The organism is Bacteroidetes bacterium endosymbiont of Geopemphigus sp. (genome assembly GCF_002904345.1).
GTDB lineage: Bacteria > Bacteroidota > Bacteroidia > Flavobacteriales > Blattabacteriaceae > GSPS2-BC2016.
Window position 1 is genome coordinate 103,725 of the sequence record NZ_PEIH01000004.1, and the last position, 24,689, is coordinate 128,413.

The 24,689-nt window shown below is 37.6% G+C and carries 22 protein-coding genes; 12 read left to right on the forward strand and 10 right to left on the reverse strand.

Features of this window, described 5'->3' with window-relative positions; translation table 11 throughout:
* The first annotated feature begins 39 nt into the window (after positions 1-39).
* Positions 40-1,014, forward strand: coding sequence for a type I phosphomannose isomerase catalytic subunit (locus CS842_RS00875; protein WP_103326856.1), 975 nt, complete (start codon positions 40-42; stop codon positions 1,012-1,014).
* Positions 1,015-1,472: 458 nt separating this feature from the next.
* Positions 1,473-1,712: a hypothetical protein gene (locus CS842_RS00880; protein ID WP_103326858.1), complete on the forward strand. Its 240-nt coding sequence runs from the start codon at positions 1,473-1,475 to the stop codon at positions 1,710-1,712.
* Between the two features lie 1,337 nt (positions 1,713-3,049).
* Here CS842_RS00880 and CS842_RS00885 read toward each other — a convergent pair.
* The gene (locus CS842_RS00885; RefSeq protein ID WP_103326859.1) at positions 3,050-3,241 is read right to left on the reverse strand and encodes an RNA methyltransferase; all 192 of its coding nucleotides are present in this window, start codon (positions 3,239-3,241) and stop codon (positions 3,050-3,052) included.
* Between the two features lie 764 nt (positions 3,242-4,005).
* Here CS842_RS00885 and CS842_RS07365 point away from each other — a divergent pair.
* Together CS842_RS07365 and CS842_RS07370 are read left to right on the forward strand one after the other, a co-directional pair.
* Positions 4,006-4,257 (forward strand): type I phosphoribosyltransferase, encoded by a 252-nt coding sequence (locus CS842_RS07365; RefSeq protein WP_265614239.1) that lies wholly within the window; start codon positions 4,006-4,008, stop codon positions 4,255-4,257.
* A 22-nt stretch (positions 4,258-4,279) separates the two neighbouring features.
* Positions 4,280-4,579, forward strand: a complete 300-nt coding sequence (locus CS842_RS07370) for a uracil phosphoribosyltransferase (protein WP_346962745.1) — start codon at positions 4,280-4,282, stop codon at positions 4,577-4,579.
* Here the strand turns inward: CS842_RS07370 and CS842_RS00900 are convergent.
* Positions 4,544-5,590, reverse strand: coding sequence for an aspartate-semialdehyde dehydrogenase (locus CS842_RS00900; protein WP_103326865.1), 1,047 nt, complete (start codon positions 5,588-5,590; stop codon positions 4,544-4,546). The two genes, CS842_RS07370 and CS842_RS00900, sit on opposite strands and share 36 nt — an antisense overlap.
* A 231-nt stretch (positions 5,591-5,821) precedes the next feature.
* On the opposite strand from CS842_RS00900, the gene CS842_RS00905 reads away from it, so the two are divergent.
* The 5 genes from CS842_RS00905 to CS842_RS00925 all read left to right on the forward strand — a co-directional run bounded on the left by CS842_RS00905 (position 5,822) and on the right by CS842_RS00925 (position 13,105).
* Positions 5,822-6,682, forward strand: coding sequence for a YicC family protein (locus tag CS842_RS00905; protein WP_103326868.1), 861 nt, complete (start codon positions 5,822-5,824; stop codon positions 6,680-6,682).
* The gene (gene gmk, locus CS842_RS00910) at positions 6,682-7,251 is read left to right on the forward strand and encodes a guanylate kinase (RefSeq protein WP_103326869.1); all 570 of its coding nucleotides are present in this window, start codon (positions 6,682-6,684) and stop codon (positions 7,249-7,251) included. Before CS842_RS00905 ends, gmk begins: the two co-directional genes overlap by 1 nt.
* A gap of 110 nt (positions 7,252-7,361) precedes the next feature.
* Positions 7,362-9,941, forward strand: coding sequence for a phosphoenolpyruvate carboxylase (locus CS842_RS00915; protein WP_103326871.1), 2,580 nt, complete (start codon positions 7,362-7,364; stop codon positions 9,939-9,941).
* A 405-nt stretch (positions 9,942-10,346) separates the two neighbouring features.
* Positions 10,347-11,429 (forward strand): mannose-1-phosphate guanylyltransferase, encoded by a 1,083-nt coding sequence (locus tag CS842_RS00920; RefSeq protein ID WP_103326873.1) that lies wholly within the window; start codon positions 10,347-10,349, stop codon positions 11,427-11,429.
* A complete protein-coding gene (locus CS842_RS00925; RefSeq protein WP_103326875.1) occupies positions 11,429-13,105 on the forward strand; it encodes a LysM peptidoglycan-binding domain-containing protein in 1,677 nt (558 codons plus the stop codon). Before CS842_RS00920 ends, CS842_RS00925 begins: the two co-directional genes overlap by 1 nt.
* A gap of 8 nt (positions 13,106-13,113) precedes the next feature.
* Here CS842_RS00925 and CS842_RS00930 read toward each other — a convergent pair whose 3' ends face one another.
* From CS842_RS00930 to CS842_RS00945, 4 genes are read right to left on the reverse strand one after another with little or no spacing between them, the layout of a single operon-like run.
* The gene (locus CS842_RS00930; RefSeq protein WP_103326877.1) at positions 13,114-13,680 is read right to left on the reverse strand and encodes a hypothetical protein; all 567 of its coding nucleotides are present in this window, start codon (positions 13,678-13,680) and stop codon (positions 13,114-13,116) included.
* Positions 13,681-13,715: 35 nt separating this feature from the next.
* Positions 13,716-14,369 (reverse strand): alpha/beta hydrolase, encoded by a 654-nt coding sequence (locus CS842_RS00935; protein ID WP_103326879.1) that lies wholly within the window; start codon positions 14,367-14,369, stop codon positions 13,716-13,718.
* A gap of 53 nt (positions 14,370-14,422) precedes the next feature.
* A complete protein-coding gene (locus CS842_RS00940) occupies positions 14,423-14,677 on the reverse strand; it encodes a DUF2400 family protein (protein WP_103326880.1) in 255 nt (84 codons plus the stop codon).
* 50 nt (positions 14,678-14,727) lie between these two features.
* On the reverse strand, positions 14,728-15,393 hold the full coding sequence (locus CS842_RS00945; protein ID WP_103327024.1) for an ABC transporter ATP-binding protein: 666 nt from the start codon (positions 15,391-15,393) through the stop codon (positions 14,728-14,730).
* 81 nt (positions 15,394-15,474) lie between these two features.
* Between CS842_RS00945 and sucC the strand changes: the two genes are divergently transcribed.
* Entirely contained in the window at positions 15,475-16,668 is a 1,194-nt protein-coding gene (gene sucC / locus CS842_RS00950; protein ID WP_103326882.1) for an ADP-forming succinate--CoA ligase subunit beta, read from the forward strand.
* A gap of 33 nt (positions 16,669-16,701) precedes the next feature.
* Positions 16,702-18,477 carry a DNA polymerase III subunit gamma/tau gene (gene dnaX, locus CS842_RS00955; RefSeq protein ID WP_103326884.1) on the forward strand — a complete coding sequence of 592 codons (1,776 nt, stop codon included), beginning with the start codon at positions 16,702-16,704 and terminating at the stop codon, positions 18,475-18,477.
* Here dnaX and bioD read toward each other — a convergent pair.
* Together bioD and CS842_RS00965 are read right to left on the reverse strand one after the other, a co-directional pair.
* On the reverse strand, positions 18,468-19,112 hold the full coding sequence (gene bioD / locus CS842_RS00960) for a dethiobiotin synthase (RefSeq protein WP_103326886.1): 645 nt from the start codon (positions 19,110-19,112) through the stop codon (positions 18,468-18,470). The genes dnaX and bioD overlap by 10 nt on opposite strands.
* A complete protein-coding gene (locus tag CS842_RS00965; protein ID WP_195909812.1) occupies positions 19,109-20,182 on the reverse strand; it encodes an aminotransferase class I/II-fold pyridoxal phosphate-dependent enzyme in 1,074 nt (357 codons plus the stop codon). Before CS842_RS00965 ends, bioD begins: the two co-directional genes overlap by 4 nt.
* Before the next feature lie 199 nt (positions 20,183-20,381).
* On the opposite strand from CS842_RS00965, the gene CS842_RS00970 reads away from it, so the two are divergent.
* Complete coding sequence (locus tag CS842_RS00970) at positions 20,382-22,910, forward strand: ATP-dependent Clp protease ATP-binding subunit (RefSeq protein ID WP_103326890.1); 2,529 nt, start codon at positions 20,382-20,384, stop codon at positions 22,908-22,910.
* On the opposite strand, the gene CS842_RS00975 is transcribed toward CS842_RS00970, so the two are convergent.
* On the reverse strand, positions 22,905-23,945 hold the full coding sequence (locus CS842_RS00975) for a glycosyltransferase family 9 protein (protein ID WP_103326892.1): 1,041 nt from the start codon (positions 23,943-23,945) through the stop codon (positions 22,905-22,907). The genes CS842_RS00970 and CS842_RS00975 overlap by 6 nt on opposite strands.
* On the reverse strand, positions 23,946-24,560 hold the full coding sequence (locus tag CS842_RS00980) for a DUF4254 domain-containing protein (protein WP_103327026.1): 615 nt from the start codon (positions 24,558-24,560) through the stop codon (positions 23,946-23,948).
* Positions 24,561-24,689: the final 129 nt, after the last annotated feature.

The window sequence follows — 24,689 nt, forward strand, 5'->3', positions numbered from 1 at the left end:
AAAGAATTCATTTAATTTTACGTCTTCAGAACAAAAATTATGCAAAAAAACCTCTACCCGCTTCGCTTTGAGCCCTTTTTCCAATACAGAATATGGGGCGGAGATCAACTGCGCAAACTTTTAAAAAAGCCGATCCCTTCTGGGAATATTGGAGAGAGCTGGGAGATTTCAGATGTTCAGAGCTACTTAAGTGTAGTAACTAATGGATCTTTAGCCGGTAGGCATTTAAAAGAACTTATTACTCTTTATAAAGAGGAATTACTGGGAGAAAAAGTTTATGAACGCTTTGGGAATCAATTCCCGCTGTTAATAAAGTTCATCGATGCGCACGAAAAACTCTCCATACAAGTGCATCCTGATGATAAGCTGGCAAAACAACGACACAATTCCTTTGGAAAGAATGAAATGTGGTACATTATGCACACTGAGGAATCGGCTGAATTGATCGTAGGTTTTAAAGAGAACATTTCAAAAGAGAACTACCGAAAATTAACTTCATCAGAAAAAGAAGAAGTACTTAATAAAGTAAAAGTACAAAAAGGGCAAGTATACTATTTGCCCGCAGGTCGCATACACGCTATAGGCGCAGGGGTATTACTGGTTGAAATTCAGCAGAGATCGGATATTACCTATCGTATTTATGATTACAACCGTAAAGATAAAAACGGTCAAATACGGGAGCTTCATACGGAATTGGCTCTTGATGCCATCGATTTTTCCTTATATAATCGCTATGACACACCTTATAAAATTAAAGAGAACTTATTCTCAAAAATTATCGATACGTCTTATTTTAAAATAAAAATTTTATCATTTCATGGAAAGATTAAAAAAAAATACGAACCTAAAGAAACCTTCAGGGTATTCATCGTGGTGGAAGGAAATCTGGAAATTAAAACCTCCACCACTACCGAAAAGTTAAAAATAGGTGACACCTTGCTCTTACCGGCCTTTGTAGATGAAGTACATTTTATTTCTGCCCCCGGAGCGAAAGTTTTAGAAGCCAGCCTTTAAAAACACCTGACGAAATTGACATCCTCTCTATCTTAGAAGAAGAGTATTTCTTCCGTACCTAGAGAGCTTAGCGACTCCCCAGTGGATTTCTGCTTTTACGAAGGATCTCAACTGCATCAATTCCTCCACAGGAAAGTTGTAGCATTCTCTGTCATTAAAATATTTTGGACACCGTTGACATTGGTATTCGCTCTATGATTAAATAAAATCAAACACCTAAAATGATATTTAAAACCCCATATGGCTTTAGGGAAATTTTAGCGAAATCATCCCCAATGATAAAGCTCAGCTGTAACAGGAATTCCAGGATAATATCTGACCGTTTTTTTATTTAAAATTCAATTAAAGCTTATTTAATTTTTCACGATTTAACTCTTCATTAGTAAAAAAGGTTTTTTCTTTCTTTGAAGAAGATTAACGCGTCGCTCTAAATGAAAAAGCACCACACTTAAAGCCATATGAATCAAGAAGAAAAAGATCTTAGAATAAAATTTCATGAGAACGAAAAGAAATTTAACAAGCATGTAAAGTGGCTAAAATTATCTCTTGATACACATATAAAGCATTTCGGAGCGAATCTTGAAAGCATAAAGGAGTTTTACAGAAATAAAAGCGTTTATATTACTGGTGTTTTTCCGAGCAAGCTTGCTTTTTTGAAGGAACTCAAAAAAGAACGTTTATTGTTGATGCTTTATTAGCTATGGGTTCTCAAGAAGATGAAAAGTTTCAGAGAGATCTAGAAATGAAAAAAGAGAATACAGAGCAATGCAAAGTTTCATTTAAAATTTTATGTAACGGCTTTTCGTCCATTCAAAATTATGAAAGCCCTGGTGTAGTATGCATGATGATTTAAATAATATGTTCGCCTTTTTAGATGAGCGCTCATAATCATCTCAAGTCAAATCTGTGGGAATCTCCACAAACAAAAAGACAAACCATTATCCACTATCAAGAGTATATCTCTTTTCTAAGATCTAAGATTAAAGCTTTTGAAGAACTGCTAACCCTTGCACTATAACCTCTTAGAGTAGATCCGATGAATCAACAACTCTTCAGGGAGTAATGTAATTCGTTTGCAGATTGATAGCGTAAAAGCTTATAGAAAAATCTATTTTCCTCTGTGAGAGGGGTCTTCGTATTCCTTTAAAAACCCTGATCTGAAGTTCATATCGGTCAAGTCCTTGAATTCACTCTCTATTTTCATGTTCAGAGCCTCAAGAGATCGTTAATCCTCCCCGGAAGGGCGGTTTTATCTGGAAATATGATGATATATAAGCGTCCATGGATTAGTGTGGCCGGTCGTCAGAGTATAGGAGCGCATATAGTGACCTTGTAGAGACCACCAAAGTGAAAAACCTTATGAGGGCATGTATATTTATATCACAGCGCCTGCTGATCTCGAGGCAATCTCAAATGGAAAGCTTAAAAAAATATCACTTGAGAAAAACCGATGGAAAAAATGGCACTTGTAAGTCATCACGCCTATCAATCCTCATAATATAGCTTTATACATAGGAAAATATGCTCATAAAAAGAGCTACTTTAAGGGAAGAAGGGAAAACTACCTCTTGATTTTATTTCCTAGAAATAAAACTTATCTTGTGCGCTTCCTTTACAATAGCATACTTAGATGCTTTGAGTTCTGGATAGGAGCTTATCCTTATACACAATGCCATCTTCGAGATAAGGTTACCCTACACTAGAAAATCTATTCCTTTTATAAAAAATTTCCAGATATTGCTGTGCGCGAATGCATGGGATTTTAAAAATAGCCTCGATTACCAAAAAGATTCTTTAATTAAGTTTATAAATGCCACCGGATGCTAGAATATGGGCATAAGCAATGAGTTTTGATTCCTGACGTCCTAGCTGCACAGGGCGTTAAAGTCTTTTCTATTGGCATCTGGATAAGTGCATTTTTGTTCAACGATAAAAATTTTTCTGCCTGAGTTGCAATAATTCGTAAAGTTCCTTTTTGCAAAGTTCCGCGAAACTCTTAGTAGACCAATATGCTGTCATGATTTTTTATTAAATTCTAGTTTTTGTCGTAGAGCTTCAATAATATGATAGCCGTAGCATTTCTCACATTTAGCGAGTCTATTCCCCCCCTGCATCGGAATTTTAAAAAAACATCAGCTACCTTTATTATATTTTCCGAGATATCGTAAGATTCTGCCGTCATAATCAGATCAACTCCAAATCGTAAATCACTATCGTATAAGTTCATGGAATTTTTTAGTACGCTTGCTATCAGTTATATTTTTCGTTCTTCTCAGCCAGAGAACTAGCTTTGATGCGTTGGCAGTCACGATTTTTTGAGTGAATATTGGTTCCGAGGTTTGCCCGAATTACATTAGGGTGAAAGATATTCGGTTTTAAAATCACAAAGAATCACCCTCCTCTACGGCAACGGCTTGCGTGCTTCGAAGAATGGCACCCCGTTCCGGGGTTTCGATATCCTCAAGGAATAAGTAATAAATTAGCCTCTCGATTACGTTTAGCCTTTCCAGGCTAAGGTTACGTCGATGAGAAAGCCCTACTACACCTCCGCTGCTTTTGCGGTAGGCTATTTTTAAAAGTATTTCTGCTAATTTTAGTAATCATAGGAAATCTCTCTGAGATAGTTCTCTCCTGGAAAATTTCCTTGCAAAGGAAAAGCTCTTTTGGTGTATATCCTTGTAAAGTTTTTTCAATTTTCCTTGAGTCTTCGACAATAATTATATTTTGCCCCCTGCGTAAGCTGGGTTTTTTCTGGGGCTTTAAAAGATTTTTAGTTCTTGGATTTTTCTCGCTGGAGATATTCATTTTTAGAAGATGCTATTCTTAAGTCGAAGAGAAACTTTGTCTTTTTGTATCTTTATATTTTATTATCTCAAAGAGCATCTTTCCCATAATGGGAGAGTATAAATATTTTAACGTATAATTATTAAAGACTTCAGTAAACAAGCTTCGATATTAAATCATCGCATTGCAGAACTTCGGGATGTTCAATTGGAGAAGGACTATAGGGTCTTTCATGAAAATCTCGAAAATATTGGTACTATTTTGGGATATGAACTGAGCAAATCCTTGAATTTTTTTCCGAAAAACGTCTCTACCCCTCTGGGTATAAAATCGATGGATATATTAACTCAACAACCTTTTCTATGTATCATTCTCCGCGCGGGCCTTCTCCTACATACAGGTCTTTTAAGATTTTCATCAGGCAGAGACCGCTTTTATCTCTTTTTTCCGCCAGTATAAACAGAATGCTAAGAGTTTTGAAATCGTTGTGGATTATCCTCGCTACATCTTCTTTAGAAGGAAAATAGTAATCATCTTAGATCCTATGCCTGCAGCAGGTGAGAGTTTGATAAATGTTTATAAGACTTTACAAAAATATGGCACACTGCATTCTCTTCATCTGGTTTTGGTGGTAGCAGCACACCCGGATATCGACTACATAAGAAAACATCTGCCCGAAAAAACCAAACTTTGGGTTGCTTCGATAGATGAAGAACTTAATGATAAGAGTTATATCGTTCCGGGTTTAGGCGATGCCGGTGATTTGGCTTTCGGAAAATGAATTTGAGATTTCATTTTTTTTTAAAACCAACTCATGCTCCAATAAATATTCTGCAATTTGCACAGCGTTTGTCGCGGCGCCTTTCCGTAAGTTATCCGCTACTATCCATAGCTGTAAGCTTCTTTCTTGTGAAAAATCTCTACGTAATCTTCCTACAAACACCTCATTTTTGCCATGGGCGTAAACAGGCATAGGATAATAGTTATTTCTTGGGTCATCTTGCACGATTAACCCGGGAGCGTTTCTAAGTATCTCGCGCAGTTCTACCAGTTCAAAATCTCTCTCAAATGTAATATTAACACTCTCTGAATGCCCTCCGATAACAGGAATGCGAACCGCTGTAGCGCTTAGCGTCATATGGTCAACGCCCATGATCTTTTTGGGTTCACGCATTAATTTAAGCTCTTCTTTAGTGTATCCGTTTTCTTCAAAAGAATCGCATTGAGGAAGCGCGTTTTGATGGATAGGATGTGGATAAATGCGTTCACAACTTACTCCTTGTATTTCCGCGTTCAGCTGATCAACGGCTTTTTTACCCGTCCCTGTAATCGATTGGTAGGTGGATATAAGTACACGTTGTATACCGTATCTCTTATGCAGAGGGTTGAGCGCCATGACTAGTTGTATGGTAGAACAATTGGGATTGGCGATGATTTTATCTTTTGTCGTGAGCTTATGTGCGTTGATTTCCGGTACGATAAGTTTCTTAGAGGGATCCATACGCCAAGCCGAGGAATTATCTATGACCGTTGCGCCCACTTCGGCAAATCTAGGCGCCCACTCTTTAGAAATGTCCCCTCCGGCTGAAAATAAAGCAATATCAGGACGGAGGGCAATGGCTCCGTTCAGATCAATGAGTGGATATTTATTTCCTTTAAACGATATTTCCTGACCTAAAGATCGTTTTGAGGCTATAGGGATCAACTGTTTTACCGGAAAATTTCGCTCTTCCAGCACCTTTAGCATTACACGACCTACCATACCTGTAGCTCCGATAACGGCAATTTTCATAAGAGTATTTTTCACTTCTCACAAATATCAGAAATTATTTTTCAATGAATGAATTTTTAGCTTTTTTTAATGATTTTCTCATCTTTTTAGCGCAAATTTTTAATTGATTATGAATAACAAAGGCTGTTTTAGAATTTATAATATTTTTGCTTTAAATATTGCCTCTTCATTAATGATAAAACATGCTGATATCTTTAATCGCAAAAATCTGTATTTTGAATCTTTTTACTCATGACTGAGTCTATGACCGGATTTAGCCGGATGGAAAAAGAACTTTTCGACAAGAAGGTCACTATCGAGATCAGAACGCTCAATAGCAAATATCTAGATATGAGTTTTCGTTTACCTGCCATTTATCATGATAAAGAATGGACTTTGCGTAAAAAAACAAGCGAATTCCTCATCAGAGGTAAAATTGAAATAAGTCTTCACTTACAATCCATAAGATCCTCCCAGAGGTACTCCTTGGATGCTGATCTTATACGTTCCTATATGCAGATTATTAAGACTATAGTTCCTGGATTTAAGGAAATACGCTATTTTTCTCTTGCGATGAAGATGCCTGACGCCTTAATCGCTTCTGCAGAAGCACCTGATGAGAAAGAGTGGCTTTCCATAGAAAGTCTTTTTCAAGATACACTTATCTCTGTAGGAGAGGTTCGCAAAGAAGAAGGAAAATTTTTAAGTAATGATTTTACTCATCGTGTTCAAAATATACTGCAACTTCTTGATCAGATAATTCCTTTTGAAAAAGAACGTAAAGCGCTCATTCGAGAAAAAATAGAAAAACAATTTAATAATCAAAATATTTCTGCGGATCCGATTCGCCTCGAGCAAGAATTATTGCTTTATCTTGAAAAGATAGATATCACAGAAGAGCGTATTCGTTTAAGAAAACATTGTGAATACTTTGCTCAGGTAGTAACTCAGGAGAAATCTCAGGGAAGGAAACTGGGTTTTATAGCTCAGGAAATCTCTCGTGAGATTAATACACTTGGTGTAAAATCCCAGCATATCGAAATTCATAAATCTGTAGTTTTGATGAAGGAAGAGCTGGAAAAAATCCGAGAGCAATTAGTTAATATTCTCTAATGAGAAACGGGAAAATTATTATTTTTTCAGCTCCCTCGGGAGCTGGAAAAACAAGCATAGTACATCGCTTGCTTCAAGCGATGCCTGATTCTCTCGGCTTTTCGATTTCATGCACCACGCGGACCCCTCGTCAAAATGAAATTGATGGAAAAGACTATTACTTTTTATCTCTTGAGCTCTTTCAAAATAAGATAAGTCAAGGTGATTTCGCTGAATGGGAAGAGGTATATCCAGGGCGTTTTTACGGCACTTTAAAAAGTGAAATCGAGCGTCTATGGTTACAAGATCGACATGTTGTTTTTGATATAGATGTTCAAGGTGGATTAAATTTAAAAAACCTGTATCCCACGCAATCTTTAGCTATTTTTGTACAGCCACCTTCATTAAAAGAGCTGGCAAGGCGCTTGCATATAAGATCTAGTGAAGCATATGAAGATTTTCAAGTGCGTTTACAGAAAGCTGAAAGTGAAATAACTTATGCAAAGGTTTTTGATAAAGTCTTAATAAACGACGATCTTTTGGAAGTTTTATCCAGAGCAAAGGAATTGGTAGAAAATTTTATTACCTGAGTTAAAACCATTTTGAGTTAATCATTATTTTATCGTCTGTTTTTGATTTTTAAGATCAAGAGTGACGTTTTTAAAATTTTGACAATAATAAAGAATATCACATATATAGTATGGATTCTAATATTTTTTCAAATAATACTTTCCAGGCTTTTAAAGAACTGGTAGATACCAAGTTTCACCTTTATAACAGCCTTTTTGCCTCTTTGCCTTTCGATCCGGTAGAAAAAACCGGCGTTTTTTTATCTCTTTTTTCTCTTCACTCTCAGGACTGGATTAAGAATAACCGTAGTCCTCAAGAGATGATACGCAGTTTTTTCACTCAATACACTACTTATACTAAACCTCGTCAACAAATCGATCTTCTTTTTCGTTTCATTCAATATACCGAAAGACAGATAGTGCTCTTTGATGCTTTAGAAGACGCGGCCTTTTCTAAAACCCATGATATGCAAGGAGGAGGTACTTTACGGCATTTGCAGTATGAGATGAGCAGAGTTCGTAATCAGAAAGAGTTCTCTGCAAAAATTAAAGACTTTACAGTGCGGCTGGTGCTTACGGCACACCCTACGCAATTTTATCCTGGTAAAGTATTAGCCATTATCAATGATCTTTCTAAGGCGCTTGAAAAAGGCCATACGGCGCAAGTAAATATGTATTTACAACAGCTTGGTAAAACTCCCTTTTTAAAGAGGAATAAGCCCACACCCTATGATGAAGCAATTAGTTTAATATGGTATTTGGAGAATGTATTTTACCAGACGGCAGGGCGCATTATTTCTCAGCTTCGTCGTCGTTTCCCACGAGTTTTCCCTTTAGAACATAATGCACCAATTTGTATGGGCTTTTGGCCCGGAGGGGACAGAGATGGCAATCCTTTTGTCAGAGCTGACACTACCTATAAGGTGGCTCAAGCACTTCAGCGCAGCATTATAAGGTGTTATTATAAAGAGGTAAGACAAATGAAACGTCGTCTTACTTTTCCTTATGTCGAAGAGCAGATCGCTCAGCTTGAACTAAAATTATACCATCAACTTTTTGTTTCACAAAGCATTCCGCCTGATTTTGAAAAAGAATTGTGTAATTTGCTTTGTGATATACGCGCTACTTTAATTGATCAACATGATGGACTATTTGTAGGGCTTATTGAGGAACTTATCGTAAAGATCAGATGGTTTGGACTTTACTTCGCCTCTGTAGACATACGCCAGGACAGTTCAATTCATACGGCTTTAATAGAAGCTGTTGCTTTGCGTACTGATATTCTTCCTGTTAATTATAGAGAGCTCTCCGAAACTGAAAAAATGACAGCTCTCCTGAAAATAAATAATTTTGTTAATCCTGAGCTTTTGCAAGATGATTTGCATCGCGATACCCTTGAAACCATTCATATAATTCTGCGTATTCAGCAAGCAGGTGGTCAAAGGGCTTGTCACCGCTATATTATCAGCCATACTACCAGTGCTTTAAATGTTTTAGAAGTATATGCGTTATTTCTGATGAGCAACTGGAAACCCGATGAACTTACTTTAGACATCATTCCTCTTTTTGAAACTATTGATGATTTAAAGCATGCGGCTTTGGTGATGAAGACCCTTTATCAAAATTTTATATATCGCGAGCATATTAAAAGACGCGATAATAAGCAAACGATTATGTTGGGTTTTTCAGATGGAACTAAAGATGGAGGTTATCTTATGGCCAACTGGAGCATTTATAAGGCTAAAGAAGCCCTTACGAAAATCTCCAAAAAATATGATGTAGAAGTGATTTTTTTTGATGGCAGGGGAGGACCGCCTTCCCGAGGCGGGGGCAAGACACATCAATTTTACGCTTCTATGGGACATAGTATAGCTAATAAAGAAATCCAACTCACTGTGCAGGGGCAAACTATTAGTTCGAATTTTGGAACTATAGACGCTGCGCAATACAATATAGAACATCTTATGCATGCCGGTATGATTGACGCTTTGCGTCCGTCTCCCCAGGAGCTGCTCTCAGGTGATTCCAAAAAATTATTTCAAGATTTGGCAGATGAAAGTTATCGAGCTTTTTGCGAGCTTAAAGAGCATCCTTTATTTATAGATTATCTTAATGAGATAAGTCCTTTGCGTTATTATTCTGCAGCAAATATAGGTAGTCGCCCTTCTAAAAGGGATGTTTCCGCGGCGCTGAATCTGGAAAATTTACGAGCCGTGCCTTACGTAGGCGCCTGGAGTCAGATTAAACAAAATGTGCCTGGATTTTACGGAGTAGGTATAGCTTTGGAAGTACTTGATAAAGCAGGCCGATGGTCAGAGCTTCGGCAGCTCTATAGATATTCTCTTTATTTCAGAACCCTTATGGATAATTGCGAGATGTCAATGAAAAAGAGTTGTTTTTCGCTGACCTCTTATCTATCAAATCACCCCAAATACGGAGAAATATGGCATAAAATTCATGATGAATTCCTGCGCACGCGTAAATATGTATTGCGTGTTTCAGAAACTGAAAAATTAATGACCAACAATCCGGTAGACCGACAATCCATTCGTATTCGTGAGCGTATTGTTCTGCCTTTATTAAGTATTCAGCAGTATGCCTTAGCTACTCTGCGGGAGGAGTCGCTTTCTGAAGAAGAAAAGAAAATTTATGAAAAACTCGTAGTGCGTTGCTCATTTGGAATTATTAATGCCGGACGCAATTCAGCTTGAGTTGTTTTCTAAAGGATTTTCCGGGTTTTTTTTGCCTTCGATAAGATGTACTTCTATAAGTTCAGTTTTCTCTAGTTTAGTCAATCTTTCTGGTGCACGCTATAAAAGTTTATTTTTCAAATGCTTTTTTTCAAGATAAGATTTCCTTTTGCAAGAGTCATCATTGGATGTTGGTTTAATAAGTTAACTTTATTGGAGTTAAAATGATAGTTACGTTTAAGAGATTCTTTACATATCTCTTGTAGATAACGTTCGATAGCTTCCATACTAAAAGCTCCCTTTTAACACGATTTTTATTAATTTTAGTAAAGGAGAAATAAATATCCAGAATAGATTTTGTTTGTTAACAGATCGACAAAGTAGTACCTTTCAGTTGTTTTCTTAGCAAGAAAGATCGATAAAGTTATGAGTAATCGACACCATTATTGTTTAATTTTATGTGGAGGTATTGGTAGTCGTTTTTGGCCTATGAGCACAAGGGTCTATCCTAAACAATTCCACGATATATTAGGTACTGGAAAAACGCTCATACAACAAACCTTTACACGGGTAAAAGCACTTATACGTATAGAAAACATTTTTTTAGTTACCCAGTCTGATTATAAAGATTTAGTTTTAAAGCAGCTTCCTGAACTTAAGGAGAGCAATTTGATGCTAGAGCCTTTCATAAGAAATACGGCGCCTAGTATCGCGTATGCCTCATTTAAGATTCATAAGCTTGATAAATGGGCTATTGTTTTTGTTGCGCCTTCAGATCATCTTATCCTTGAGGAAGCGCGTTTTTTTGAAATCCTCATTTGTGCTTTTCAAAAGGCCGCTCATAGAGAGATTCTTATCACTCTTGGTATTACTCCAACCCGTCCTGATCCAGGTTATGGGTATATACAATTTCATCCTGGAGGTTCGAATTCTATAAAAAAAGTCAAAACTTTTGTTGAAAAGCCTGCTTGCGAGATTGCAGAGCAATTTCTTGAATCAGGTGATTTTTTATGGAACTCCGGTATTTTTATATGGCATACAAAAACAATTCTTAAAGCTTTTGAAATTTATTTACCAGAAATATTTACTCCGTTTTCAGAAATTGTCGATACATTCGATAGTATTAAAGAAGTACAAGCCATAGAGGCTATTTTTCCTACCCTTCAGTGCATTTCCATCGATTATGGAATATTAGAGCGTGCCCAAAATGTTTATGTTATTGAGGCTGATTTTGGCTGGAGCGATTTGGGTACTTGGGGTACTCTTTATGAGAAAATTTCCAAAGATAAAAATGGGAATGCCTGTGTTGGGAAAAAGATTTTATTTTATGAAGCTAAGGACAATATAGTTTTTCTTCAAAGTTCCAAAGCAGCTATTATAGAAGGTTTAAATGATTATATAATAGTGGATACTGAGAAAGCCCTATTGATATGCAAAAAAGAAAATGAGCAACAACTCAAGATTTATATCAATGATTTGAAGATGAATCGTGGGGAACAATTTTTATAATGAAAAATACAAAAAATGTCCTTCTTACCTCTATCTTTTTTCTATGTTCTCTTGTGTATGCGCAAACTACACATAAGGTGCAAGAAGGTGATACACTTTACGGTCTTAACAAACAATACAATCTTAGTATTGAGGAAATTACTCGATTAAATCCGCAAATAATAGGGAATTCCATTCAATTGGGCGATATTATTCGCTTAACTGATTCTAAAATATCTGTTTATGAGGTACAGCCTAAAGAAACTATTTATAGCCTTAGTAGGCGTTTTAGAGTTTCTCAGGAGACACTTTTACTTCTTAATCCTGAGATAAGAAATGGCCTTAAAACGGGTATTCTTTTACGCATTCCATCATCAGATGGAGAAATTTCTCAGCCTGTAAAATCAGCTCATCAGGAAGTTCTGAAAATCCTTCCTAAGGAACTTGTTCGCTCTGTAACAGCCTATCCTGAAGATGGTTTTATAAGATACTCAGTAAAAGAAGGGGATACTTTGTTTACTATTGTACGTACCTATAAACTAAATCTTTCTAAGCTGTTGCAAAACAACTCGGAACTTACCTATGGATTGAAAGCTGGCATGATTTTAAAAATACCCATGAGCAGTGGAAATAAAGATATCAGACTGGAAGATAATACGAAAAAGATGTCACTGACAGAAAACCTTAACATAGTTATGTTACTTCCTTTGTATGAAAAAACGCCTGAAAAAAATCAGGAACTTAGTCAACATGCAGCCGATTTTTACTCCGGAGCCAAATACGCCATCGATTTATTATCTTTAAGAAAATCTATTCATGTGAAACTTTTTGACACGGAGAATAACAAAAAAAAAGTAGAAAATTTTTTAAACGCCTATGATTTTTCTCAAGTGCATGCCGTTATAGGTCCTTTTTTTCGATCTAGCGTAGAACAGGTGGCACAAGCCCTTCAAAAGCAAAGAATTCCTGTAATCTCGCCTCTTGCTTCATCAGAATCTTTAGACACCTATCCAAATGTTATTCAGGCTGAAGTAAGGGATCAGTTTCTGGCCGATCCTATAATAGAGGAAATTAAAAACTCTTCATTAAAGACTCAGACAATATACCTGCTCAGCACATCTCAGGAAGAGGTTACCACGACTTATTTACGTGATCAACTCTTAAAATGGCGTCCACAGTTGCAAATCTTAAGTGTTGACAAACTTTCAAAAGTCCCTTTGGACGCTTCTCCTTTTATCGCCATCCTTATCTGTGATAAACCCGATATGGGTAAGGCTTTTATCGAAGGTATTCGGCGTTTTAGACCCGAACAACTCTTCCCTTTAGGCGTAGGATATAATCCTGTTTATTATAACAATCTTACTTGGCTTAAAAACTATGGAATAGTTTTCACCATGAAATATCATGTTAATAAACATACCGAAACTGACAGGAAAGTTCTGGAAACTTTAGGATTTAATGATAAGAAAATGCCGGATAAATATAAATTGTTGGGTTTTGACGTAGCTTATGATATTCTTGAGCGACTTACCGAAAACAAAAAAATTTTGCGCTCTATGGACACTAAACCACGTTCTCGCGTAGCTAATAAATTTCAGTATGAAAAAATATACGGGGGAGGGTATACCAACAAAGGAGTATGGATCGTTCGTTTTAAATCCTCTTTAAAATCTTCAGAAAATGAACCTTCAGAGTAAAGGTTTTCTTAGAAGAATTTTCGGGCTTGGCGCATATTTGGATTTTGTAGATTTCGGCCTATATTGACTCTTTTCATCTGCTCTCTCATCATTTTGATCTGCTCGCTCAGGATACCCGCGCTGTCGAGATCTCTGGCTTCGGAAAGCAAGATTTCGGCTTGTCTTTTGTGACCGTTGCTTAAGGCTGCCGCCGAAAGATTTAATTTTGCCATGGCCCTATCGTGTTTAAATTTCAAGCCGATCTCCAGGGCCTTTTTCATATGCTTCTCTGATTGTGTGATGTTGGATTGCGCCGTGAGTATCCCGCTAAGAAAATAATAATAAGCTCTTTGACTTTTAATGAGTTGTGATTTAGGATTTTTTACATGACCCAACCATTTTCCGAGTCCCTCCATATCTTGTTTTCGTATACGGAAAAACCCTAGTAATAAGTACTCGTTTCTAAAAAATAGAAAAACAGGTATCGCGCTTAGAAATATGAAGAAAATGCCCAAACCATATTCGCTTTTCTTAAAAGCGAATATGGTTCCTATAAGTAGTGAAAAAGTAATGAGTATCTTAAAATATTTATGCATAGATTCTATTTATGAGAATGAGCAAACTTGAAATCTCAACGATTAGCGATCCATTCGAGCATATCTTTATAATTTGATTCATTCAATTCGTGTCCCTCTTCATATTCTTTATAAGTATGACAAATATGATGTTTTTCAAGCAGTCCCGGACCTTTTTTTGCCCAATTTATAGGAATGATCTCATCGTGTATCCCATGGGATATGAAAAAATCAAGAGAAGAAAAGTCATTATCTATATTTTCAGGAAGGAGTTCTTGGTATGGAAATCCACTTAAAGCAATAACTTTATGTACCTCTTGAGGTTTTGAAAGGGCAATGGCATAGCTCAAAATCGCTCCCTGGCTGAATCCGCATAACCATACGTTTTTTTCATCAAGCCGGTAATGAACAAGAACCTCCTTTATAAAACTTATGATCTTATCTCGTGAGATCAATGCCTGATTGATATCTGAGGAAATTCCCTCTGCCGACATTTGAATGTTATACCAGGAAAAACTATTCGGCCCTATAGAATAAAAGCCGCGCAAACTGACGACAAAGAAATTCGGCGGAAGCTCCCTCGCGATCGCAAAGAGATCATTTTCGTGGCTTCCATAGCCGTGAATCATTAGAAATAAAGGAGGTTTTTCAGTTAATTTTGAAGGTTTTCTTATTATATGTTTGACAGAAAGACTGTCTATAAATTGCATGATCTATAAATATTTTTTAATAAAGTATCTGCCAAGGCGGCATTATATAAAAATCATTCGGCTTTGAAATTTTTAAAAGCTCCCAGACCAAAAAGAGCAAAATCGTATTTCATGGGATCTTTTTTATTCATATTTCTTAATTCTCCGTTTAATTCCATGACCGAATCAATATCGTTCGTTTTGCGAGATAGTAAGCCAAGTTTTCTGGCTACTCTTCCCGAGAGTACATCTAAAGAACAAGAGAGTTCAGAAGGAGATGGATTTTTCCACAGACCCAGATCTACTCTACTTTTATCCCCTCTGACTATCTAGCTTTTGATCGAGGAATATTTTTAATTGATCTTTTTTCACTAATCTCTCAAATAAGATTTCCTTCGTGCATATGAAGCTGCCTGTCGGCCCTCTCTGCAAGCTCTGGGTTGTGTGTTACGATAAGAAATGCTTGTTTAAAACGCTCGCGCAAGGAAAAAAAGAGCTCGTGTAGCTCTCGGGAATTCTTAGCATCCAGATTTCCAGAAGGCTCATCAGCAAAAATCACTTTTGGATGGTTAATCAGCGCCCTGGCGATGGCCACGCGTTGCTGTTCGCCTCCCGAGAGAACTGCAGGTTTATGACCTAGCCTCTCTCCGAGGCCGAGTTGCTCGAGCAATTCTTTTGCTTCTTTTTGCAGGGATTTTTTTTCGCGATTACCTATATAACCCGGTAAGCATACGTTTTCTAAAGCTGTGAATTCAGGCAAGAGATGGTGAAACTGAAAGATAAAGCCTATGGATGTATTGCGAAGCTCTGCAAGTTCCTTATTTGAAAGACTTTGAATATCTTGCCCAAGTAATTTTAGTTTTGTATTTACCCCTTTGCGCAGCGTGAGACGCTCTAAGCTGCCCAATATCTGAAGCAAAGTACTTTTGCCGGATCCAGAGTCTCCCGTTATAGAGACCACTTCACCTTCTTGTATATCTATATCAACACCTTTCAGCACCTCTAAAGATCCGAAGGATTTATAAATGCTCCGCGCTTGAATCATAAAAAAAAGTTTTTCAAATATAAACATAAAAAATCCTGCAAAATGTTTTTCCTACATTTGTAAAGCCTATAAATTTGCATCATGAATTTACACGAATACCAAGGAAAAGATATTCTCCATTCATTTGGAGTAAAAGTTCCCATGGGGATAGTAGTCCTTACTCCGGATGAAGCGGTAAGTGCAGCAGAAAAAATCGCCACAGAGAGCGACTCCTCTCTGTGGGCTGTAAAAGCTCAGATTCATGCCGGCGGCCGTGGAAAAGGCGGCGGTGTGAAAATTGCTAAGTCCCTTGATGAGGTGCGTGAAAAATCTTCACAAATTCTTGGCATGCGTTTGATCACTCCACAGACTTCCAAAGAAGGCAAACTCGTGCATCGCGTGATGATTGCTCAGGATGTTTATTATCCGGGTGCCTCGGCACCTAAAGAATATTATGTTTCAATGCTAATGGACCGCACTAAAGGGAAAAATATGATCGTATACTCTAGTCAGGGAGGAATGGATATTGAAGAAGTAGCCGAGAAGAATCCTGAAAAAATATTCACTGAAGAAATCGATCCGGCTTTTGGTATACGGGACTTTCAGGCGCGAAAAATCGCTTTTTACCTTGATTTGAACGGTAAGGCTTTTAAGGAGTTCGTTTGCTTTATTAAAGCCCTTTATGAAGCTTATGTGGCCTCAGATGCCTCCCTTTTTGAAATCAATCCGATGCTAAAAACCTCGGACGATCAGATTATGGCCGTAGACGCTAAAGTAGTGCTAGATGATAATGCCCTTTACAGACATTCTGAGTATGCGGCTATGCGTGATACGGATGAGGAAGATCCCGCAGAGGTGGAAGCCTCCAGAGCGGGTATGAATTTTGTAAAACTTCATGGTAATGTAGGTTGTATGGTCAACGGAGCGGGCCTGGCTATGGCTACGATGGATATGATCAAACTCTCGGGTGGTAGTCCGGCGAATTTTTTAGATGTGGGGGGTACTGCCGATGCAGAGCGCGTGGAGAAAGCTTTTCGCATTATTTTGAAGGATGAATCTGTTTGTGCTATTCTGATTAATATTTTCGGAGGTATCGTCCGTTGTGATCGTGTGGCGCAGGGTATTATCGATGCTTATAATAATATGAAGGAAAGTTTTTCTGTACCGCTTATCGTTCGTTTACAAGGAACCAATGCCGAGCAGGCTAAAAATATGATCAACCAGAGTGGCTTGCGAGTACATTCGGTTATCACTTTAAAAGAAGCTGCCGAGAAAATTCAAGAGGCGCTTAGTTAAATTTATCTTAGAGAAAAACCTTTTTTTATCTGTATGCAAAAGCAAGTCTATGTCGTTTCATCCAGAAAATATCGCCCCGCGGATTTCGAGGATGTGGTGGGGCAAAAATCCATTACAGATACCCTGGATCGTGCTATTAGAAGTGGACGTTTAGCTCAAGCTCTTTTGTTTTGTGGTCCTCGCGGGGTAGGAAAAACCACTTGTGCTCGTATCCTGGCTAAGAAAATCAATGGCTTATATCAAACATCGGATAGCATCTCGAATGATTTTAATATTTTTGAGCTCGATGCCGCTTCCAACAACTCAGTGGATGGTATACGTGCTCTTATAGATCAATTGCGCTTTGCTCCACAACAAGGGCGATACAAAATTTATATTATCGATGAGGTACACATGCTATCTCAGGCAGCTTTCAACGCCTTTTTAAAAACGCTCGAAGAGCCCCCTGCACATGCTATTTTCGTATTGGCTACCACTGAAAAGCATAAAGTTCTTTCTACCATTCTTTCACGCTGTCAAGTATATGATTTCCGGCGTATTTCTCTGGAAGATATCTACAAACAATTAGAAAAAATTGCCAAGGCTGAGGGTATAAAAACAGAACAAGAAGCTCTTCATCTGATTGCTCAGCGTGCCGATGGAGCTCTTCGTGATGCCCTTTCGATTTTTGACCGTCTGATCTCTTTTTCCGGAAAAAACCTGACATCATCTCAGGTCAGGGAACAATTGGGTATTCTTGATCAAGAATATTATTTTAAGGCTACAGAGTTGATACTTATTCATGATATCAGAGCGGTTTTAGCGCTATTTAATGAAATATTGCAAGAAGGCTTCGATGGACGGATTTTTATTGCTGGTTTGGCCGAGCACTTAAGACATCTTATGATGGCTTCCGGTTCAAAAAGCCTTTCCTTGATAGAAATGCCGGAGGCTATGCAAGCCAGATATATCGAGCAAGCTTCTTATACTTCGACGGATTTTTTACTAAAGGCCTTGCAGGTCTGTCAGCGTGCTGAAATGGATTCTAAGTTAAGCCTAAATTCTCGTCTTTCACTGGAGATTTCGCTGATGCAGCTGACCTCTTTCGGCAATGCGAATACTCAGGGCGAAAAAAAAAATAATATTCCTCTCCATTCTGGAGTTCTTTCAAAAATTGCATCGAATGCAAACGAGATGATATCTGGTTCAAAACTTGGAATACCTTCTTCTGCCTCTGTTACATCTCCTAAGGAAAAACCCTTTCAAAGAAAAGTCTTTATCAAGGAAATATCGAAATCTGTAAAGAAAGAACCTCTTTTATCCCCATCCGGTACGCTTTCGGACAAGACCTGGAAGAAATCTCCTGTGGAGGGTTCTGCTTCAGTGTCTTTTAGTATTCGCGAGGCCCTTAAAGACCCTCTACCTGCTACATCTGCTGTTGTAGAAACACCCTTAGCCAAAGAATCTTACTCAAAAAAAGATTTTAGAAAGGCCTGGGAGGCATTTTCCAGATATCAAATACCTTCTGAAAACTCTTCACTTCGGCATGTCTTAAGCGCTGTAGAATATGAATTCTCTGAAGATAACTTAGTAATTTTATACTTTTCTTCAAGAGCAGCTCTGACGGAATTTTCTACAATATGCGAACCTATATTGAATCATCTACGATATCATTTGAACAACTTTCATCTATATTTTGAAACGCGTGTCAAAGCTTTTCAAGAGAAAAAAACTGTTTATACCCCTGAAGAAAAATTTGCTTTTTTGTCAAAAAAGAATCCTCAACTCGAACGGCTCAAAGAAGCTCTGAGTTTAGATTTTTATGACTGATTTTCTAACCATTTTAGAATAGTTTTTTGCCATATGTTTGCATAATTTTTGATGATAGTAATATTCAAATAGTCTTCCTCATTGAGTCTTCCGATGAGGGGAAATTTGCAATGTTCCCGGATAATATTTTCTGTCGAGGACTGTGCTTTCCCATTAAAAATCAATCCTATTTTAGCTATATTTATTTCTTTTAAATAGTTTAAGGATAATAAAGTGTGGTTAATGCTACCCAGGTAATGTCTGGACACCAGAATCACTTTGTAATCAGTTTGAATCAAATCAGCTATAGTATATCTCTCGGATAGTGGCACCAACAGGCCTCCTGCGCCTTCGATGATTAAATGATTTGAGGTAGAAGGCGCTTGAATCTTTTCTTTTTTTAAAGTGATATTCTCAAGTCTTGCCGCTGCATGTGGAGAGAGCGGATGATGCAATCGGTAAGTTTCGGGATGAAAACGGCTTTTTTCGTTTTGAATCATTGAGCTTACTTTTTTTGTATCACTATTTTGAAGATCTCCGCATTGTATAGGTTTCCAATAATCAGCCTTGAGAGCTTGCGCAAATATGGCGGAAACGATCGTCTTTCCGACTTCCGTTCCTATCCCGGTAATAAATATTTTATGTATTTCTTTCATTTTCTATCTAGATGATATTCTATTAAAGCGAGCAATTTATCTATCTGCTCAGGTGTGTTAAAACTGTGAAGGCATATACGAAGGCGAGACTTTCCTTCGGCTACGGTTGGAGGCAATATAGCTTTTACCCCATAGCCATTTGTTCGTAATTTTTTTTCCAGTCTGCGTAATTCTTCCTCTTTTTTTAATAAAAATACTTGTATAGGTCCTTCAAGGGACGGAATATATTCTTCCAGTTTTTCTCGAGAGGTACTTTTACGAAAGTATCTGAAATTATCCCACAGTGTTTCACGTTCGCTCGATGAATTTATAAGATGCCTGTGTGCCGCTTGTATTTGGGCTAATACAGCCAGAGGAAGGGCGGTGGTATAAATAAAAGAGGGCGCGAAATTTACCAGATAGTCTTTTAATTCTTTCGATCCTATAACTGCCGCGCCAAAAGCACCAAAAGCTTTTCCAAAAGTGTAGATCCTTGCAAAAACCTCATCCTCTAAACCTAACTCTACTACTCTTCCTTCACCCTTAGGACCGTAAATTCCCCCACTGTGGGCTTCATCTACGATAAGGAAAGTTTCGGGATAATTTTTGCATAGCTGAACGATTTCTTTCAAGGGAGCCAGAGTTCCACTCATAGAATAAAGGCTTTCCACTACAACATATTTCGTTCCCTGCGCTTTACAAAGTTTCTTCTCGAGTTCTTGAAGGTCATTATGTTTGAATTTAAGTTTTTCAGAGAAATTTAATCTTATGCCATTATATATCGAATTGTGAATGTATTCGTCAAATATAATACTATCTTTGCGTTGCGCAATACAAGAAAAAATACCTATATTAGCATTGTATCCAGAATTAAACAGAAGAGCAGAGGTGCCATTGTAAAATTGAGATAGTTCTTTCTCAAGATTTTTATAAAAACAAGACTCTCCACTGATCAGACGTGATCCACCTGCTCCGAACTTTTTCCATTCTTTGAGAGTCTGTATAGTAAGGGACTTTATTTTAAAGTTTCTTGTAAGACCGAGATAGTCGTTCGATAAAAAATCAATAGTATGTTCAGGTAAACATTCCAAAATCCTATGATTCCGATGTTTATGGCGTTGGGCTAACTTATCTGTTAAAGATTTAGGTATTTTCACGTGAAAATAAAAAAATGAGCCATTTTGGCAGAATTTAAATGAATAGAAACGAAAGCTTGCTATTGGCATGATTTATAGCTTCTACTCAAGAGGAACAAAAATATAGTTTTGATAAATTTTAAATAATAATATCATGGGTGATAATTTTTCATCAAATCTCAAGGATGTTTTGATATATAGTAAAGAAGAGGCCCTGCGTCTAGGCCATGAGCAGATAGGTACAGAGCATTTATTGTTAGGTATATTGCGCAAGGGAGAAGGCAAAGCCATAGACATTTTTTATTCATTAGAAGTAAATCTGCAGGAAGTTAGGAAAAAGATAGAAACTCTGGCTCCACCCCGTCCGCTTGCGGGAGAAAATAAAAATAAAGGTATTGAAATGACCAAACAGGTGGAGCGTGTTTTAAAAACCACCTTTTTAGAAGCTAAGTTGTTTCAATCCAAAACCATTAACACAGCTCATTTGCTCTTATGTATATTGCGTAATGCAAATGACCCGATAACTAAGCTCTTGGGTAAATTTGACCTGGACTATGAAAGGGTCATGGAAAAGGCTAAGCTTCAGCACCAGGAGAATATTGAAAGAGACTCCGTGTCGGAGGCCGTTTATTCTGATGAAGAAGTCGAGGGAAATCCTTCTTACAGGGAAGATTCTTATTCTATAGGAACATCCACAAAAAGCAAAACACCGGTTTTAGATAATTTCGGCCGAGATCTTACGTTAATGGCTGTGCAAGGAAAATTGGATCCGGTGGTAGGTCGTGAAAAAGAAGTTGAACGAGTCTCTCAGATTCTCAGCCGGCGAAAGAAAAATAATCCCTTGCTTATCGGTCAGCCGGGTGTTGGAAAATCCGCTATCGCTGAGGGTTTAGCACTTCGTATAGTACAGCGAAAAGTTTCCAGGTTGCTTTACAATAAGCGAGTCTTAACCCTGGATTTAACCGGTTTGGTAGCTGGAACGAAATATAGAGGACAGTTTGAAGAGCGCATGAAGGCCTGTATGAATGAGCTTGAAAAAAACAAAGGTATTATATTGTTCATCGATGAGATTCATATGATCGTTGGAGCAGGGGGAGCCCAGGGTTCCCTAGATGCGTCCAATATTTTCAAGCCTGCTTTGGCGCGGGGTGAAATTCAATGTGTCGGGGCAACTACTTTAGATGAGTACAGGAAATGTATAGAGAAAGATGGTGCATTAGCGCGACGTTTTCAAAAAGTTCTCATAGAACCTACCTCCGAGGAGGAAACCATAGAAATCCTTAGCCGTATAAAAAACAAATATGAAATGCATCATAATGTCGTATATACTGATGAAGCTATTGAGGCTTGTGTAAAGCTTACCGTACGGTATATTACCGATCGTTACTTACCTGATAAAGCTATCGATGCGCTTGATGAAGCCGGCTCTCGAGTGCACATAAAAAATATCAAAGTTCCTAAAGAAATAATTTCTTTAGAGAAAAAGCTCGAGACCATTCGGGAAGAGAAATCTAAAATGGTAAAGAGTCAAAAATACGAAGAGGCTGCGCATCTTAGAGACAAAGAGAAAAATATCGAAAGAGAATTAGCTGATTTTCAGAAACATTGGGAAGAAGCTTCTAAGGAACATCGTGAGGTCGTCTCGCAAGAGAACGTTGCAGAGGTGGTGTCCATGATGAGTGGCGTACCTGTAAGTCGTGTGGTGCAAGCCGAGATGAAAAAATTGATTCATATGCCCGAGCTTATCAAGCTAAACATTATAGGGCAGGATGAGGCTGTTGAGAAGACGATAAAAGCTATACAACGCAACAGAACAGGATTAAAGGATCCTCATCGTCCGATAGGAACCTTTATATTTCTGGGACAAACCGGTGTTGGAAAAACACAATTGGCAAAAGTGCTGGCACGGGAACTTTTTGATAGCGAAGATGCTTTAGTACGTATAGATATGAGTGAATATATGGAAAAATTCACCATTTCCAGATTAGTAGGCGCTCCTCCGGGATATGTAGGTTATGAAGAGGGAGGACAACTTACTGAGATTATCCGTCGCAAGCCTTATTCGGTAATCTTACTCGATGAAATCGAAAAGGCCCATCCAGATGTGTTCAATCTTTTGCTACAAATGCTCGATGATGGTCATATCACCGATGGTTTAGGACGGAAAATAGATTTTAGAAATACTATTATTATTCTAACCTCTAACATAGGAACCCGTGAGCTTAAGGATTTTGGAGCAGGTATAGGCTTTGGCACAGCTGCTAGAGAAAAGAACTCCGATAAACATCTAAAAGGTACTATATATAACGCCTTAAAGCGCGCTTTTGCGCCGGAATTTTTAAATCGTATAGATGACATCGTCATTTTCAATTCTCTTAAGAAGGGAGATATTTATAAAATTATTGATATAGAATTGAAAAAGCTTTCCGATCGCACTTCTCAGCTGGGTTATGATTTACATATTTCTAAAGAGGCCAAAATTTTTATCGCAGAGAAAGGATACGATAAAGATTATGGAGCACGTCCTTTGAAGCGCGCCTTGCAGAGATTTGTTGAAGATTTGGTCGCTGAGCAAATTATAAATGAAAAGATTTGTAAAGGTGACTCGATTTTTTTACAACTCGATAAGAAGAAAGAAAACTTATGTGTTGCAAAAGGAGATACTGTTAAAAGTCGTTTATGAAGAGATCTTTAATATCTGACATACTTTATCGATAATCATTTTTTCTGTTAACTCCTGTAGACAAGCCTGGTCTTTGCGCCAGCATTTTCGCTCCCCGAAAATCGAGCACGGACGGCAGGAAAGCGATGATTGTATAGCATCCACAGGATTTTGTTGATATCCATAAAAGCCTGCAAAAGGATGTGTTGCTCCCCATATAGAGATTACCCTTGTGCCCATCATAGAAGCTAAGTGCATATTAGAAGAATCCATTGTAAGTATCAGATCCAATTTGTTCATGATATAAAGTTCCTCAGACAGATCGAATCGTCCGATAATATCGATCACTTTTGTAAACTTTTTGGCCCAGTTCAAAGCGACATTTTTTTGGTGAGCTCCACCTCCAAAGAGAAAAATTTTAAGATCTTTTTTATCAAGAGTTGCTATAACGCGCTCCATTTTATCAAGAGGATAGGTTTTTTCACTATAATGGGCAAAAGGAGCAATTCCTATCCATTTTTCATTCTTTTTAAGGCCCAGAAATTTTTCTACCCAAGCCAGTGTGGCGGTTTTAGGGGGTGAAAAATCTTTTTTAACTTCTAGACCAAGTTTTTTGAAAACCTCCGCATAGCGTTCTATTATAGGTAGTAACGGCTGAAATTTTTTACCGTATTTTCTAGTGAGAGATTTCCTCTCTTTCCTGTATTTTTTAATTACGGAAGTCTCTATTTTTTGATAGTTCCGAAAAAAAAAGCATAATATTTGAGAGCGAAGTACACCATGTAGATCGGCAATTTGATAAATACCTATTGCTTTTAGTTCTCTATATAAGGTTAAAAGACCAAAAAAACCTTTATGTTTCGCATCATCTTCTAGTAAAAATACCTTTAAATGTGGAAAGGCTTTAAATAAAGGCGCGAATTTCTTCTTGGTAAGAAATATAAAATGATGTTTTGGGTATTTTTGACAAAGCGCATTTACAAGGGGCAAGGAAATGACAATATCTCCCAGCGAACTATTGCGTATGATGAGAATATTCTTTCTCTCTTGCTTCATTTATTCTTTCTTGTAAAGAACGGGATTGAGATTTTCATCATTGTACATTTTCATCTGTCTGTAGATTTTCATCTTTTTTTTACCATTTTGCAAATCTTCAAGAAATTCTTCTATAGATGTACATAAGTCCTCTTGTTGCTCTTTTAGTATTTGTAATTTTTCTCTGCATTTTTTGCGATGTGTAAAGGAGACTTCTGTACGCGAGATCTGCTCATGCATGTGGTAGATTTTAAGAGCCAATATAGAGAGTCTATCCAGAGCCCATGCCGGACTTTCAGTGTTTATTTTGGCATCTTTATCTAACAAAACATTTCTGTAGCGAACAACAAACCAATCATCGATCTTTTCTACCAAGTCAGTGCGTTTTTGATTGGAATCATCAATAGATCTTTTCAGCGATAGTCCTTCCTCGGCTTTGATACCTGGCATTCTGATGAGATCTTCCATATGCCATTGTACAGTGTCAATCCAGTTTTTTTTGTACAGTAGATTTTCTATGCTACCCTTTGTATAAGTACTAAAAAAAGGCGCCTGAATACTATCATGTAAATGATAATTTAATAGACTCTCATTAAAAATGTTCCAGCATCTTTGCGTGAAAGTTGGCTTTTCCATGGAAGAGATCATTTTTTCTTTTTACGAGCGCTTGTGTTTTTTCTGCGAGAACTCCTTGTTGAGCAAGAAAACTTTTGCTTTCTACTTTTGCCATCGGAAATTTCATTCTTGCCTGAATGTAAGTTTTTT